Origin of the sequence: Streptomyces sp. NPDC057302, assembly GCF_042667685.1 — a bacterium.
Taxonomy (GTDB): Bacteria; Actinomycetota; Actinomycetes; order Streptomycetales; family Streptomycetaceae; genus Streptomyces.
Window position 1 is genome coordinate 41,260 of the sequence record NZ_JBHUZJ010000011.1, and the last position, 13,872, is coordinate 55,131.

Here is a 13,872-nt window from a genome sequence, read left to right on the forward strand (position 1 = left end):
CGACTGCGGCAAGGCGAAGCTGGCGGAGTACGGGGTCACCACGGCGCCGGACCCGTTGGCGAAGTGACCTGCGGTCGGCCGAGCCGCCGACGGACTGAGTCCGGCGCAGCTTGCCGAGTACGGCGTTGCCGTTGCCTCCGATCCGCTGGGCTGACGGGCCCCGTCTGCGTTGGAGTGGCCGCTGTGCTGGAGCGGTGCCCTGCAGTGGTGGGCTGTGGCTACCCGTTCCGCCCTGCGGAACGCCTGCCCACAGCAGGGCCCCGGGTGCTTAAGGATCTTGACGATGGGGCATTCTTCCTCGATTCGTCTTTCCGGGTGGCCTGACGTAGACTGACTCGTCGGCTCTCGTGCATCCGTGTGCCTGCATGCGGCGTACGAAGTCGATCAAGGTAGTCGATTCGAAGGGCAGAGCGTGGCCAAGAAGCAAGGTGCCATCGAGATCGAGGGCACTGTCGTTGAGTCTCTTCCGAACGCCATGTTCAAGGTTGAGCTCCAGAACGGCCACCAGGTCCTGGCACACATCAGCGGCAAGATGCGTATGCACTACATCCGCATCCTCCCTGACGACCGGGTCGTGGTGGAGTTGTCTCCTTACGACCTGACCCGTGGCCGGATCGTCTACCGGTACAAGTAGATCTTGCCCGCATCCCATTCACGTGGGGTGTGGCACTGACCCGGAGAACCTCACCAATGAAGGTCAAGCCGAGCGTCAAGAAGATCTGCGACAAGTGCAGGGTGATCCGCCGTCACGGCCGGGTCATGGTTATCTGCGACAACCCGCGCCACAAGCAGCGCCAGGGCTGACGCACGACTGCAGTTCGCAGATTTTCGCGCGACGCACGTAAGCACATATGCAGGACGCGTCCCTCTTCAGTGATGGAGGGCGACACCCCCGGTCGGAGGCCGGGGACCCAGGATGTACCTCGTACGGCACCTGGGACCGTTCCTGCTGAAGACCTCCGAAAATCAACAGGAGCCTTGAATGGCACGCCTTGAAGGTGTTGACCTCCCGCGCGAAAAGCGCGTCGAGGTCGCCCTCACGTACGTGTTCGGCATTGGCCGCACGCTGTCCCAGCAGACGCTGGACGCCACCGGTGTGGACCGCAACACCCGTGTTCGTGATCTGTCCGAAGAGGACCTGATCAAGATCCGCGAGTACGTGGACGCGAACCTCCAGACCGAGGGTGACCTCCGCCGCGAGATCCAGGCCGACATCCGCCGCAAGGTCGAGATCGGTTGCTACCAGGGTCTTCGTCACCGTCGTGGCCTGCCCGTCCGCGGACAGCGCACCAGCACCAACGCCCGCACCCGTAAGGGCCCGCGTCGCGCCATCGCCGGTAAGAAGAAGCCGGGCAAGAAGTAGTCCTCAGCGGTCGATCGACAGCTGTCGCTGCAGGACCGACCACCTCGCGTAGGAGTTAATAGATGCCCCCCAAGGGTCGTCAGGGCGCTGCCAAGAAGGTGCGCCGCAAGGAAAAGAAGAACGTCGCTCATGGGCACGCCCACATCAAGAGCACGTTCAACAACACCATCGTCTCGATCACGGACCCCACGGGCAACGTGATCAGCTGGGCCTCCGCCGGCCACGTCGGCTTCAAGGGCTCGCGTAAGTCGACTCCGTTCGCCGCGCAGATGGCCGCCGAGTCGGCCGCGCGTCGCGCCCAGGAGCACGGCATGCGCAAGGTTGACGTCTTCGTCAAGGGTCCCGGCTCCGGCCGTGAGACCGCGATCCGCTCCCTCCAGGCCACCGGCCTCGAGGTCGGTTCGATCCAGGACGTCACGCCGACGCCGCACAACGGCTGCCGTCCCCCCAAGCGTCGCCGCGTCTGACGCACGTAGCTTGGTCTGAGGATTTCGGGCGGTGCGGCTCTTCGGAGCTTCACCGCCCGTACCCTTGTACTGCGTATGTATCGGGCTACCGCCCGGTGGCATCAGGGCATCAAATAGTGGGTGCCCCTGACTGAAGGACTCTTTTCATGCTGATCGCTCAGCGTCCCTCGTTGACCGAAGAGGTCGTCGACGAATTCCGCTCCCGGTTCGTGATCGAGCCGCTGGAGCCGGGCTTCGGCTACACCCTGGGCAACTCCCTGCGCCGGACCCTGCTCTCCTCGATCCCGGGTGCGGCCGTCACGTCCATCCGCATCGACGGCGTGCTGCACGAGTTCACCACCGTGCCGGGTGTCAAGGAAGACGTCACCGACCTCATCCTCAACATCAAGCAGCTGGTCGTCAGCAGCGAGCACGACGAGCCCGTCGTGATGTACCTGCGCAAGCAGGGACCGGGCCTCGTGACCGCCGCGGACATCGCGCCGCCGGCCGGTGTCGAGGTGCACAACCCCGACCTGGTCCTCGCCACGCTCAACGGCAAGGGCAAGCTGGAGATGGAGCTGACCGTCGAGCGCGGTCGCGGCTACGTCTCCGCCGTCCAGAACAAGCAGGTGGGCCAGGAGATCGGCCGTATTCCGGTCGACTCCATCTACTCGCCGGTGCTCAAGGTCACGTACAAGGTCGAGGCGACCCGTGTCGAGCAGCGCACCGACTTCGACAAGCTGATCGTCGACGTCGAGACCAAGCAGGCCATGCGCCCGCGCGACGCCATGGCGTCCGCCGGCAAGACCCTGGTCGAGCTGTTCGGTCTGGCGCGCGAGCTCAACATCGACGCCGAGGGCATCGACATGGGCCCCTCGCCGACGGACGCGGCCCTGGCCGCCGATCTCGCCCTGCCGATCGAGGAGCTGGAGCTCACCGTTCGGTCGTACAACTGCCTCAAGCGCGAGGGCATCCACTCCGTGGGTGAGCTCGTGGCCCGCTCCGAGGCGGACCTGCTCGACATCCGCAACTTCGGTGCGAAGTCGATCGACGAGGTCAAGATGAAGCTGAACGGCATGGGTCTCGCGCTCAAGGACTCGCCTCCCGGCTTCGACCCGACCGCCGCGGCCGACGCCTTCGGCGCCGACGACGACGCGGACGCCGGGTTCGTCGAGACCGAGCAGTACTGATCTGATTTTGGCTGCGCGTGCGTCTTGATTGCTCGCGCAGTTCCCCGCGTCCCTTACGGGGCGCGGTGCCACTGACTCCGGTACCTGATACGGCCGGGGCAGACAACAAGGAGAAACACCATGCCGAAGCCCACCAAGGGTGCCCGTATGGGCGGCAGCGCCGCGCACGAGAAGCTTCTTCTGGCGAACCTCGCCAAGCAGCTCTTCGAGTACGGCCGCATCACCACCACCGAGGCGAAGGCCCGCCGTCTGCGTCCCTACGCGGAGCGTCTGGTCACCAAGGCGAAGAAGGGTGACCTTCACAACCGCCGCCAGGTGCTCCAGGTGATCACGGACAAGAGCATCGTGCACACGCTCTTCACCGAGATCGGCCCGCGCTACGAGAACCGCCCGGGTGGTTACACCCGTATCACCAAGATCGGTAACCGTCGTGGCGACAACGCGCCCATGGCGGTCATCGAGCTGGTGGAGGCCCTGACCGTGGCGCAGGCTGCCACCGGTGAGGCCGAGGCGGCGACCAAGCGCGCCGTCAAGGAAGACGCCCTCAAGAAGGACGACGCGCCCGTCGAGGACGCGAAGCCGGTTGAGGCCGCTGAGGAGTCCAAGGACGAGTCCAAGGACGCCTGAGGCTCTGCCTTGCTGTGAGCGGGTCCGCCCTTCGGGGCGGGCCCGCTTTCGCATGCCCACGCATGTCCCTGGTGCTGAGAGGATTGTTGGTGTGAGCGATGAAGTAGAGCCCGGGTTCGTGCGGGTACGGCTGGATCTTTCCTACGACGGCAAGGACTTCTCCGGCTGGGCCAAGCAGCGGCAGGGGCAGCGGACCGTCCAGGGGGAGATCGAGGACGCGCTGCGGACCGTGACGCGGTCGCAGGAGACGTACGAGCTGACCGTCGCGGGGCGGACCGACAGCGGGGTGCATGCCCGGGGGCAGGTCGCCCACGTCGATCTGCCCGAGGAGGTGTGGGCCGAGCACAGCGACAAGCTGCTGCGGCGGCTCGCCGGGCGGCTGCCGCATGACGTGCGGATCTGGAAGGTGGCCGAGGCCCCCGCGGGGTTCAACGCGCGGTTCGCGGCCGTGTGGCGGCGTTACGCCTATCGCGTGACCGATCACCCGGGTGGCGTCGACCCCCTGCTGCGCAGTCATGTGCTGTGGCACGACTGGGAGTTGGACCTCGACGCGATGAACCAGGCCGCCGAGAAGCTCATCGGGGAGCACGACTTCGCGGCCTACTGCAAGAAGCGTGAGGGCGCCACGACCATTCGTACGCTCCAGGAACTGCGCTGGGAGCGGCGGCCCGACGGGATCCTCGAAGCGACCGTGCGGGCGGACGCCTTCTGCCACAACATGGTGCGGTCCCTGGTGGGCGCCATGTTGTTCGTGGGTGACGGGCATCGGCCCGTCGAGTGGCCCGCCAAGGTTCTTGCCGCCGGGGTGCGGGACTCCGCCGTGCATGTCGTACGGCCGCACGGGCTGACGCTCGAAGAAGTCGGCTACCCCGCCGACGAGTTGCTCGCCGCGCGCGCCAAGGAAGCGCGCAACAAGCGGACGTTGCCCGGCGCCGGATGCTGCTGAGTCCCGGGCGCCGGACTCCCGACCGCCCGGCTACTGCGGGGCGTTGGCCGCGGCGGAAGCCTGGGCCTCGCCCCGCCGGTTGATCTGGCCGAAGGCGAAGCGGGCCAGGTCGTCGCCGACCGTGTAGACCTTGCGCTCCTTGACCGTGACGTCCTTGTCGCTGGTGAAGCCGGAGGTCGTGAAGTAGGCGTAGCGGCCGTAGGCGTTGTACGTGCCGCGGCAGACCGCCGTACGGCAGAAGTCGGGCACGCCCTTGCCGGACAGCGAGAGGACCAGGCCTTCCTTCGCCTGCTCGTTGACCTTGGCGGCCTGGGCCGCCGTGTCGAAGACGGCGACGCCGACCGTGACGGCGATGTTGTCCTTCACGTAGCTGGCGCGGAAGAGCTGGGTGCAGTCGTTCTTGGTGAGGATCGCGCCCAGCTTGGCCTGCGTGACGCTCGCGCACTTCTTGGTGCCGTTGGTGGCGCCCTTCTTGTACACGCGCTCGCCCGAGGTCAGCGACTTGCCGGGGAAGAGCGTGTCGGCGCTGAGCGGCGCCTTGTCCTTCTTCGCGCTGGAGATGAACTCCTTGGGGTCCGGCGGGGGCGGCGGCGTCGTCTCCTCGAAGGACGGCTCCGGCTTCTCGCTCGCGCCGGGGATGTCCGCGGTGGAGGGCAGCTCGCTGGCCGGTTTGTTCGCGGCGGAGGAGTTGTCGCTGTTCGCGGTGACGACCGCGACGGCGACGGCTGCCGCGACCACGACGGTGGCGAGCGCGCCGCCACCGACCATCAGCCATTTGCGGCGCCGGGTGCGCGATTCGGATGCCTCGGCGAGCGCCGCCCAGTCAGGCGTCTGTGAATCCCCTGGACCCCACTGAGGTCCCCCTTGCCCAAAGCTCATGCGCCGCATCTTAGACGGGGAGTTGGGGATGTTGAGCGGGGGCCGGGGCAGGGGCCCGACCTAGCCTGATCCCTATGAATACGGGCAAAGCAGCTGTTAGTGGGTGGTTGTCGCGGCCGGCGACCTGGCATGCCTGGGCGGTGCTCGGGGCCGTGCTGGCCGCCGCGGTCGTCCGGGTGGGGCTGCGGGTCCCGGACGGCGGGATGGACAACGCCATCGTGGTGCGGGCGGCCGAGGCCTGGCTGGACGGGCGCTCGCCCTATGCCGACCGGCACTTCCTCTATCTGCCGGGGGCCGTGCTCGCCGCGGTGCCGCAGGCGCTGCTTCCGCAGGGCGTGGTGCGCTTCCTCGTCCCTGCCGGGGTCACGGCCTCGCTCGTCGTCGGGTGGGGGTGTGCGCTGCGGATCCACGGGGTGGCGTGGCGGAGCCGGTTCGCGGTGCTGGGGCTGCTCGCGCTCGCCGTGGGGTTCGCGCCGTTCGGTCACCTCGTCGACCTCGGCAACTGGACCGTGGCCTCGGCGGCGGCCCTGCCGCTCGCCCTGCTCCTGGTGTGCCGGGGGAGGTGGGTGGCCGCGGGTCTGGTGATCGGGGCGGCGGTCGCCGTGAAGCCGCTGCTCGCGCCCGTGGTGCTGCTCTTCGTCTTCGCGCGCCGGTGGCGGGGGCTCGCCGGCGCGGTGCTCGTGCCGGCGGTGGTGTCGGCCGGGGCCGCGCTCGCGATGCCGGACCCCGCGGGGTTCTTCACGCGGACGCTGCCGTTCCTGCTGCGGGGCGACGACAGCTTCGTACGGCTCTATGAGGCGTCGCCCGGTGCGGTGCTGCCGCGGCTCGGGGTGCCGCAGGGGGCGGCGTCCCTGCTCGCCCTGGCGGCGGCGGGGGCCGGGGTGTGGTGCGCGTGGCGGCGCTGGCGGGGCGGTGGGGGGCCGGGGGAGCCGCGGGTGGTCGAGACGGCCGTGATGCTGATGCTGGCGGCCTTCCTGGTGTCCAGGCCGTCGTACGACCACTACCTGCTCGTCGTCGTGCCCCTGCTGCTCGCGGGGGCGCTCGTGCCGGGGGCGGTGGCGCGCGACAAGTGGTTCTGGCTCGCGCTCGTCCCGCAGATTCCCGGCTTCACCTGGCCTTGGCTGGAACCCGGCACCAGGCGGGCCTTCAGGGATTCACTCACGCTGTGTGTACTGGCCTTCACCGTGGGCCGGTCCTGTGTGCGGCGAGGGGCGGTTAGCCTTGACGGCGCAGAACCGCCCGAGGCGGTGGAGGCGGCGATGCCCGTCTCCAGGTCCGCGTTTTGACCCGTGTGGGGCGCTGCGGGTACTCTCGAAAATTGTTATACGTATTGGCTTCGTCGTTCTCACGCGAAGGGCCTTGCGTAGGTTCCCTGGAGCAGTTACCAGTGGCTCGCATACGGGCAGCGTCCCCGGCACTGTGAGCCCCAGCTGCACGATCGCTTCTGGGATGCCGTGTGTCTGGACCCCATCCACTGAAGAAGCGAAGGCTACGAAGTGCGTACGTACAGCCCCAAGCCCGGCGATGTGACCCGCCAGTGGCACGTCATCGACGCTCAGGACATCGTCCTGGGTCGTCTGGCGACCACTGCAGCCAACCTCCTGCGGGGCAAGCACAAGGCGATTTACGCGCCCCACATGGACATGGGCGACTTCGTCATCATCATCAACGCCGAGAAGGTTCACCTCTCCGGCAACAAGAAGACCCAGAAGATGGCGTACCGCCACTCCGGCTACCCGGGTGGTCTGCGTTCCGTCCGCTACGACGAGCTTCTTGCGAAGAACCCCGAGAAGGCCGTCGAGAAGGCCATCAAGGGCATGATCCCCAAGAACACCCTGGGCCGTCAGATGCTCTCGAAGCTGAAGATCTACGCGGGCGACCAGCACCCGCACGGCGCTCAGCAGCCGGTCCCGTTCGAGATCACCCAGGTCGCGCAGTAGTTCCGGCCACCACCCCCAAAGACGTAAAGAATTCTGAGGAGAATCGTGGCCGAGACCACCGTTGAGCAGCCGGTCGAAGAGACCGAGGTTGTTGACGTCGAGCAGTACACCACCGAGTCCGAGGTGCCCGTCGAGGGCGAGTACACCTCTGAGTCGAACGCCGCGCGCTTCGGCGACCCCCAGCCGGCCGCCGGCCTGGGCCGTCGCAAGAACGCCATCGCCCGTGTCCGGATCGTCCCGGGCACCGGCAAGTGGAAGGTCAACGGGCGCACGCTCGAGGACTACTTCCCGAACAAGGTCCACCAGCAGGAAGTCAACGAGCCCTTCAAGGTGCTCGAGCTGGACAACCGCTACGACGTCATCGCCCGCATCTCGGGTGGCGGCGTCTCCGGTCAGGCCGGTGCGCTCCGTCTCGGTGTCGCCCGTGCGCTGAACGAGGCCGACACGGAGAACAACCGTGCCGCCCTCAAGAAGGCCGGTTACCTCAAGCGTGACGACCGTGCGGTCGAGCGCAAGAAGGCCGGTCTCAAGAAGGCCCGTAAGGCTCCGCAGTACAGCAAGCGCTAATCTGCCTGCTTGTACTGTTCGTTCGCCCCGGCGGCACGTTGTGTGCTGCCGGGGCGTTCGTTTATCGGGACCCCGGTGATCCCGGGGCAGAAGTCCGGAGGAGGACAGCAGTGGGACGACTCTTCGGCACGGACGGCGTGCGCGGTGTCGCCAACGCGGATCTGACGGCCGAGCTCGCGCTCGGGCTCTCCGTGGCGGCGGCTCATGTGCTCGGCGAAGTGGGCACGTTCGAGGGCCATCGGCCGGTCGCGGTGGTCGGCAGGGATCCCCGCGCGTCGGGGGAGTTCCTGGAAGCCGCGGTGGTCGCCGGTCTCGCGAGCGCGGGCGTGGACGTCCAGCTCGTCGGTGTGCTGCCCACCCCCGCGGTGGCGCATCTCACCGGTGCGCTGGGCGCCGACCTCGGCGTGATGCTCTCCGCGAGCCACAACGCCATGCCGGACAACGGCATCAAGTTCTTCGCGCGCGGCGGCCACAAGCTGGCCGACGAGCTGGAGGACCGCATCGAGTCCGTGTACGAGGAGCACCGCACCGGCGCTCCCTGGGCGCGTCCCACGGGCGCGGGCGTCGGCCGTGTGCAGACGTACGACCAGGGCCTCGACCAGTACGTGGCGCATCTCCTCGGCGTGCTCCCCAACCGCCTCGACGGACTGAAGATCGTCCTCGACGAGGCGCACGGCGCCGCCGCCCGTGTCTCGCCCGAGGCGTTCGCGCGCGCCGGTGCCGAGATCATCACGATCGGCGCCAAGCCCGACGGCCTGAACATCAACGACGGCTGCGGCTCCACCCACCTGGGCTTGTTGAAGGCCGCCGTCGTCGAGCACGGCGCCGACTTCGGAGTCGCGCATGACGGTGACGCGGACCGCTGCCTCGCCGTGGACCACACGGGCGCCGAGATCGACGGCGACCAGATCCTCGCCGTCCTCGCGCTGGCCATGCGGGAGCACGGCACGCTGCGTTCGGACACCGTCGTCGCGACGGTCATGTCGAACCTGGGCTTCAAGCTCGCCATGGAGCGCGAGGGCCTCTCCTTCGTGCAGACCGCCGTCGGCGACCGGTACGTCCTGGAGTCGATGAAGCAGCACGGCTTCGCCCTCGGCGGCGAGCAGTCCGGGCACGTGATCATCCTGGACCACGCGACCACGGGTGACGGCACGCTGACGGGTCTTCTGCTCGCCGCGCGCGTCGCGGAGACCGGGCGCAGCCTCGCCGATCTCGCCGGGGTCATGGAGCGGCTTCCGCAGGTCCTGATCAACGTGCCCGACGTCGACAAGTCGCAGGTCACCACTTCGGCCGAGCTGACGGCCGCCGTCGCCGACGCCGAGCGTGAACTGGGGGCCACGGGACGGGTGCTGCTGCGCTCTTCCGGTACGGAGCCGCTGGTGCGCGTCATGGTCGAGGCCGCCGACATCGACCAGGCACAGTCGGTCGCCGAGCGCCTCGCCGACGTGGTGAAGTCCGCGCTGGGCTAGGCCGGTTGCCCGCCTAGGCCGGTCGTGACCTGGCGGTGCGCTCGCGCTGCTTGGCCCAGAGGAACTTCTGGGCGAGCAGCGTGAGCGTGCCGGCCAGGACGATGCCCAGCAGGTTGAGCAGGAGCTGCTGGGTGGACCCCCACGCCTGCTTGTACTCGGCATAGCTGAAGGCCACCGCCGCGTTCGCCGCCGCGGGGACCGTCGTCACCGAGATCGCGACGCCGACCAGCGCGCCCGACTTCGACGAGGTCAGGGAGAGCATGCCCGCCGCGCCCGCGAGGACCGCCACCACGAACGAGAACCAGTCGGGGCGGTAGATGAAGTTCGTGTTCGGGCGCTCCGACTTCAGGGCTTCGTCGCTGAACAGGTTCACCGCGTCCATGAAGTAGCTGAAGCCGACCGTCACCGCCATCGCGACCGCGAAGCCCACCAGGAGCGCGAGAAGCGAGCGCAGGGCCAGGCGCGAGGCACGCCGGACCAGGGCGGTGCAGAAGCCCGCGAGGGGGCCGAACTCGGGGCCCACCGCCATCGCGCCGACGATCAGGATCGCGTTGTCGAGGACCACGCCGCAGGCCGCGATCATCGTGGCGATCGTGATGAAGGCGACGTACGTGACCGAGAGCGTCGACTCCTCGTGGGTCGCGTCGGAGAGCTGCTCCCACAGGACCGCGTCCGCGCCCTCGCCCGGGGCGTCGTCCTCCGCCTTGTCGGCGCGGCGGGACAGGGACAGGTCGATGGTCTCGACCGCGATCGAGCCCGACTCGTCGACGCCGAGCGCGCGCAGGGCGCCGATCAGCTCGTCGCCCGCCTCGCGGGCCACGTCGCACATCACGACGTCGCCTACGGGATTGCGGGCCGCGCCCGGCACCACGGCGAGGTGGGTGGCGCCGGTCGTCCCCTCGATCAGACGCACCACGTCGTCTGTTCTGTCCGCCGGGGTGATCAGGCGTAGATGCAGCATGCGCGCAGATTAGCCGCCCGCACGGGACGCACCGGGTCAGAGCTTGCGCAGGCTCAGCTTCCGCACCTTGTGGTCGGGGCCCTTGCGGATGACCAGGGCGGCGCGTCCGCGGGTCGGGGCCACGTTCTCCAGGAGGTTGGGCTTGTTGATCGTGCGCCAGGTCGTGCGGGCGTAGTCCAGGGCCTCTTCCTCCGAGACCTGGGTGTACTTGCGGAAGTACGAGGAGGGGTCCTTGAACGCCGTGGCGCGGAGCTTCTTGAAGCGGTTGAGGTACCAGCGCTCGATGTCCTCCGCGCGGGCGTCCACGTACACGCTGAAGTCGAAGTAGTCGGCGAGGCCCACGCGGGTGCGGCCGTCCTTGCCGGGGAGGGCCGGCTGGAGGACGTTGATGCCCTCGACGATGAGGATGTCGGGGCGGCGGACCGTGAGGCGCTGGTCCGGCACGATGTCGTAGATCAGGTGGGAGTAGACGGGCGCCGTCACCTCGTCCTTGCCCGCCTTGATGTCCGCCACGAAGCGGGTCAGGGCCCTTCTGTCGTACGACTCCGGGAAGCCCTTGCGGGACATCAGGCCACGGGCCTGGAGCTCCTTGGTGGGCAGCAGGAAGCCGTCCGTCGTCACCCGCTCGACGCGGGGATGCTCGGGCCAGCGGGAGAGCAGGGCCTGGAGGAGGCGGGCGACGGTCGACTTGCCGACCGCCACCGAGCCCGCGACCCCTATGACGAAAGGCGTGCCCGACTGGGAGCCCTTCTCGCCGAGGAAGGTGTTGAGCGCGCCGCGCAGGCCGTCCGTGGCCCCTACGTAGAGGTTCAGGAGGCGGGAGAGCGGGAGGTAGATGTCCCGCACCTCGTCCAGGTCGATGACATCGCCCAGGCCGCGCAGCTCCTCCAGCTCCGCTGCGGTCAGGGGGAGCGGCGTCTTGTCGCGCAGGGCGCTCCACTCGGTGCGGGTGAGGTCGACGTAGGGAGTCGCCTCCGGCCTGTGCCGGTGGGCGCTCCGCGGGGTCGTCGGGGGTACGGAGACCGAAGAGATCACAGTCCATTGTTACGGCTGTTTGAACGGGGCGGGGGGTGGGGTGCGTCACCCTGCGGGGCTTTGGCGGTTGGTGTGCGTTGCCCTGCGGCGCCCTGCGGGGCTTGAGTGGTTGGGGTGTGTTGCCCCGCGGGGCTTGAGTGGGCGGGGCAACGGGGGCTCGTAGGCTGCTGTTCGTGATTATTGGGGTCGGAATCGACGTGGCCGAGATCGAGCGGTTCGAGGCGGCGCTACAGCGCACGCCCGGGATGGCCGGGCGGCTTTTCGTGGAGCGTGAGGTGCTGTTGCCGAGCGGCGAGCGGCGGGGCATCGCCTCGCTGGCGGCGCGGTTCGCGGCCAAGGAGGCGCTGGCCAAGGCGCTGGGTGCGCCCGGGGGGCTGCGGTGGACGGACGCGGAGGTGTTCGTCGAGGGCAGCGGGCAGCCGCGGCTGCGGGTGAAGGGGACGGTGGCCGCGCGGGCCGCCGAGCTGGGGGTGCGGTCGTGGCATGTCTCGCTCAGCCATGACGCGGGGGTGGCGTCCGCCGTGGTGATCGCCGAGGGGTAGGCGCTGGGGTGATCGCCGGGGGGTAGGCGCTGTGGGCGGCGCGGGGTGACACTCGGGGTATGCGTACTGCGTACTCGGTGGAGACGGTAAGGGCGGCTGAGCGGGAGTTGATGGCTCGGGTGCCGGAAGGCGCCCTGATGCAGCGGGCCGCTGCGGGGCTCGCGGTGGTCTGTGCCGAGGTGCTGGGCAAGGTGTACGGCTCCCGGGTCGTGCTGCTCGTGGGGAGCGGGGACAACGGGGGCGACGCGTTGTACGCGGGGGCGCGGCTTGCCCGGCGGGGGGCTGGGGTGGCCGCGGTGCTGCTTTCGCCCGAACGGGTGCATGTGGGGGGGCTTGCGGCGTTCCGGGGGGCTGGGGGGCGGGTTGTTGGTTCTGCTTCCGCTTCCGCCTCCGCCTCCGCTTCTGGTTCTGGTTCTGGTTCTCGGGATGTTCTGCGGGGGGCTGATCTTGTCGTTGACGGGATCGTCGGTATCGGGGGGAAGGGTGGGCTGCGGGCCGAGGCTGCTCAAGTGGTCGGGCTCGTGCGGGAGTTGGGGGTTCCTGTCGTCGCCGTCGATCTGCCGAGCGGGGTGGACGCCGACAGCGGTGAGGTGAGCGGGGACGCGGTTCGGGCCGACGTGACGGTGACCTTCGGGGCGTACAAGCCGGGGCTGTTGGTCGATCCCGGGCGGGAGTACGCGGGGGTCGTGCGGCTCGTCGACATCGGGCTCGGGGGTGGGGCCGGGGCCGGTGCCGGGCTGGGTGCGGGTGAGGTGGAGGCGCTTCAGTACGTCGACGTGGCCTCGCTGCTGCCCATGCCGACCGGGGAGAGCGACAAGTACCGGCGGGGTGTCGTGGGGATCGTCGCCGGGTCCGCCCGGTATCCGGGGGCGGCGGTGCTCTCCGTCGCCGGTGCGCTGCGGGGTGGCGCGGGGGCCGTGCGGTACGTGGGGCACGCGGCGGATGCCGTCATCGCGCGGTTCCCGGAGACCCTCGTCTCCGCCGGGCCGCCGTCCAAGGCGGGGCGGGTGCAGGCCTGGGTGGTCGGTCCGGGGCTCGGGGACGATGCCGAGCGGCTCGCGGACGTGGTCGGGGCGGATGTGCCCGTACTGATCGACGCGGACGGGCTGCGGCTCGCCGACGCCGGGGTGGTGCGGGGGCGGGCCGCGCCTACGTTGCTCACGCCGCACGCGGGGGAGGCGGCTGCGCTGCTGGGGGTCGCGCGGGAGGAGGTCGAACGCGGGCGTCTCGCGGCCGTGCGGGAGCTGGCGGGGCGGTACGGGGCGACTGTGCTGCTCAAGGGGTCCACGACGCTGGTCGCCGGGGGCGGTCGGGAGGGCGGGGGTGTCGTGCGGGCCAACCCGACGGGAACGCCGTGGCTCGCGACCGCGGGCAGCGGGGACGTTCTTTCGGGGCTGGCGGGGGCGTTGCTGGCGGCGGGTCTTGGTGCGGGGGACGCGGGGGCTGTGGGGGCGTATCTGCATGGGCTGGCGGGGCGGCTGGCGGCGGAGGGGGCGCCGGTGGGGGCGCACGATGTGGCGGGGGCGATTCCGCTGGCCTGGCGGAGTGTTCGGGGGGAGTAGCGGGGCGCGGGGGCTGGCTTGCGGGTGGTGTGTCCTGCGGGTGCGGGTGCGGGTGCGTGGGGCGTGCTGTGGGGCTGGTCCGTCTGTGGGGTGCCGGGTCCGGTGCGGGTGCGCGGGGTGCGGTGCCGGTGCGTCTGGGGGGCCGGTGCCGCGCCGGTATGTCCGTCCTCGCCATCGTCCGGTGGCCGCTTTGGTACTTCGGCTGGGGAGTGACAGGAACCGTGCTCCGGGCGGAAATACCGGCACGTCCCCTCACGTCTCGATGCCGACCGCGGGTGCGTGGGGGCGGTCTCCCGACCCCGTCCGCCCTCGCTTTAACGTGCGCTCCCGACCACCTCGGGTTTC

The 13,872-nt window shown here is 69.6% G+C and carries 16 protein-coding genes; 13 read left to right on the plus strand and 3 right to left on the minus strand.

Annotated features, from left to right (window positions below):
- Positions 1-412 precede the first annotated feature (412 nt).
- The 7 genes from infA (at position 413) to truA (ending at position 4,572) form a co-directional block, all read left to right on the plus strand.
- Positions 413-634 carry a translation initiation factor IF-1 gene (infA, locus tag ACFUPX_RS11100; RefSeq protein WP_003948620.1) on the plus strand — a complete coding sequence of 74 codons (222 nt, stop codon included), beginning with the start codon at positions 413-415 and terminating at the stop codon, positions 632-634.
- A gap of 56 nt (positions 635-690) precedes the next feature.
- Entirely contained in the window at positions 691-804 is a 114-nt protein-coding gene (rpmJ, locus tag ACFUPX_RS11105; RefSeq protein WP_003974245.1) for a 50S ribosomal protein L36, read from the plus strand.
- A gap of 178 nt (positions 805-982) precedes the next feature.
- Positions 983-1,363: a 30S ribosomal protein S13 gene (rpsM, locus tag ACFUPX_RS11110; RefSeq protein ID WP_383319545.1), complete on the plus strand. Its 381-nt coding sequence runs from the start codon at positions 983-985 to the stop codon at positions 1,361-1,363.
- A gap of 62 nt (positions 1,364-1,425) precedes the next feature.
- The gene (gene rpsK / locus ACFUPX_RS11115; protein ID WP_003948617.1) at positions 1,426-1,830 is read left to right on the plus strand and encodes a 30S ribosomal protein S11; all 405 of its coding nucleotides are present in this window, start codon (positions 1,426-1,428) and stop codon (positions 1,828-1,830) included.
- 146 nt (positions 1,831-1,976) lie between these two features.
- The gene (locus tag ACFUPX_RS11120; protein WP_016645160.1) at positions 1,977-2,999 is read left to right on the plus strand and encodes a DNA-directed RNA polymerase subunit alpha; all 1,023 of its coding nucleotides are present in this window, start codon (positions 1,977-1,979) and stop codon (positions 2,997-2,999) included.
- 120 nt (positions 3,000-3,119) lie between these two features.
- Positions 3,120-3,626 carry a 50S ribosomal protein L17 gene (gene rplQ, locus ACFUPX_RS11125; protein WP_383319549.1) on the plus strand — a complete coding sequence of 169 codons (507 nt, stop codon included), beginning with the start codon at positions 3,120-3,122 and terminating at the stop codon, positions 3,624-3,626.
- Between the two features lie 91 nt (positions 3,627-3,717).
- The gene (gene truA, locus ACFUPX_RS11130; protein WP_383319552.1) at positions 3,718-4,572 is read left to right on the plus strand and encodes a tRNA pseudouridine(38-40) synthase TruA; all 855 of its coding nucleotides are present in this window, start codon (positions 3,718-3,720) and stop codon (positions 4,570-4,572) included.
- 30 nt (positions 4,573-4,602) lie between these two features.
- On the opposite strand, the gene ACFUPX_RS11135 is transcribed toward truA, so the two are convergent.
- Complete coding sequence (locus ACFUPX_RS11135; RefSeq protein WP_383319555.1) at positions 4,603-5,451, minus strand: hypothetical protein; 849 nt, start codon at positions 5,449-5,451, stop codon at positions 4,603-4,605.
- 74 nt (positions 5,452-5,525) lie between these two features.
- Between ACFUPX_RS11135 and ACFUPX_RS11140 the strand changes: the two genes are divergently transcribed.
- The 4 genes from ACFUPX_RS11140 (at position 5,526) to glmM (ending at position 9,427) form a co-directional block, all read left to right on the plus strand.
- Complete coding sequence (locus ACFUPX_RS11140; protein ID WP_383319558.1) at positions 5,526-6,737, plus strand: glycosyltransferase family 87 protein; 1,212 nt, start codon at positions 5,526-5,528, stop codon at positions 6,735-6,737.
- Positions 6,738-6,947: 210 nt separating this feature from the next.
- Entirely contained in the window at positions 6,948-7,391 is a 444-nt protein-coding gene (gene rplM, locus ACFUPX_RS11145; RefSeq protein WP_361837244.1) for a 50S ribosomal protein L13, read from the plus strand.
- A 45-nt stretch (positions 7,392-7,436) separates the two neighbouring features.
- Positions 7,437-7,958, plus strand: coding sequence for a 30S ribosomal protein S9 (gene rpsI, locus ACFUPX_RS11150; RefSeq protein WP_383319561.1), 522 nt, complete (start codon positions 7,437-7,439; stop codon positions 7,956-7,958).
- Positions 7,959-8,068: 110 nt separating this feature from the next.
- Positions 8,069-9,427 carry a phosphoglucosamine mutase gene (gene glmM, locus ACFUPX_RS11155; RefSeq protein WP_383319564.1) on the plus strand — a complete coding sequence of 453 codons (1,359 nt, stop codon included), beginning with the start codon at positions 8,069-8,071 and terminating at the stop codon, positions 9,425-9,427.
- Positions 9,428-9,440: 13 nt separating this feature from the next.
- On the opposite strand, the gene ACFUPX_RS11160 is transcribed toward glmM, so the two are convergent.
- Positions 9,441-10,388 carry a DUF389 domain-containing protein gene (locus ACFUPX_RS11160; protein ID WP_383319567.1) on the minus strand — a complete coding sequence of 316 codons (948 nt, stop codon included), beginning with the start codon at positions 10,386-10,388 and terminating at the stop codon, positions 9,441-9,443.
- Between the two features lie 36 nt (positions 10,389-10,424).
- The gene (gene coaA, locus ACFUPX_RS11165; RefSeq protein WP_383319570.1) at positions 10,425-11,423 is read right to left on the minus strand and encodes a type I pantothenate kinase; all 999 of its coding nucleotides are present in this window, start codon (positions 11,421-11,423) and stop codon (positions 10,425-10,427) included.
- A gap of 173 nt (positions 11,424-11,596) precedes the next feature.
- On the opposite strand from coaA, the gene ACFUPX_RS11170 reads away from it, so the two are divergent.
- Positions 11,597-11,965: a holo-ACP synthase gene (locus ACFUPX_RS11170; protein ID WP_383319573.1), complete on the plus strand. Its 369-nt coding sequence runs from the start codon at positions 11,597-11,599 to the stop codon at positions 11,963-11,965.
- A gap of 59 nt (positions 11,966-12,024) precedes the next feature.
- Entirely contained in the window at positions 12,025-13,527 is a 1,503-nt protein-coding gene (locus tag ACFUPX_RS11175; protein WP_383319576.1) for an NAD(P)H-hydrate dehydratase, read from the plus strand.
- Positions 13,528-13,872 lie beyond the last annotated feature (345 nt).

Excerpts from the sequence above, each read along its gene's own strand:
- rpmJ (WP_003974245.1), top strand. The coding sequence starts at position 691 with ATGAAGGTCAAGCCGAGCGTCAAGAAGATCTGCGACAAGTGCAGGGTG.
- rpsM (WP_383319545.1), top strand. The coding sequence starts at position 983 with ATGGCACGCCTTGAAGGTGTTGACCTCCCGCGCGAAAAGCGCGTCGAG.
- rpsK (WP_003948617.1), top strand. The coding sequence starts at position 1,426 with ATGCCCCCCAAGGGTCGTCAGGGCGCTGCCAAGAAGGTGCGCCGCAAG.
- ACFUPX_RS11120 (WP_016645160.1), top strand. The coding sequence starts at position 1,977 with ATGCTGATCGCTCAGCGTCCCTCGTTGACCGAAGAGGTCGTCGACGAA.
- rplQ (WP_383319549.1), top strand. The coding sequence starts at position 3,120 with ATGCCGAAGCCCACCAAGGGTGCCCGTATGGGCGGCAGCGCCGCGCAC.
- ACFUPX_RS11135 (WP_383319555.1), bottom strand. The coding sequence starts at position 5,451 with ATGAGCTTTGGGCAAGGGGGACCTCAGTGGGGTCCAGGGGATTCACAG.
- ACFUPX_RS11140 (WP_383319558.1), top strand. The coding sequence starts at position 5,526 with ATGAATACGGGCAAAGCAGCTGTTAGTGGGTGGTTGTCGCGGCCGGCG.
- ACFUPX_RS11160 (WP_383319567.1), bottom strand. The coding sequence starts at position 10,388 with ATGCTGCATCTACGCCTGATCACCCCGGCGGACAGAACAGACGACGTG.
- ACFUPX_RS11175 (WP_383319576.1), top strand. The coding sequence starts at position 12,025 with ATGCGTACTGCGTACTCGGTGGAGACGGTAAGGGCGGCTGAGCGGGAG.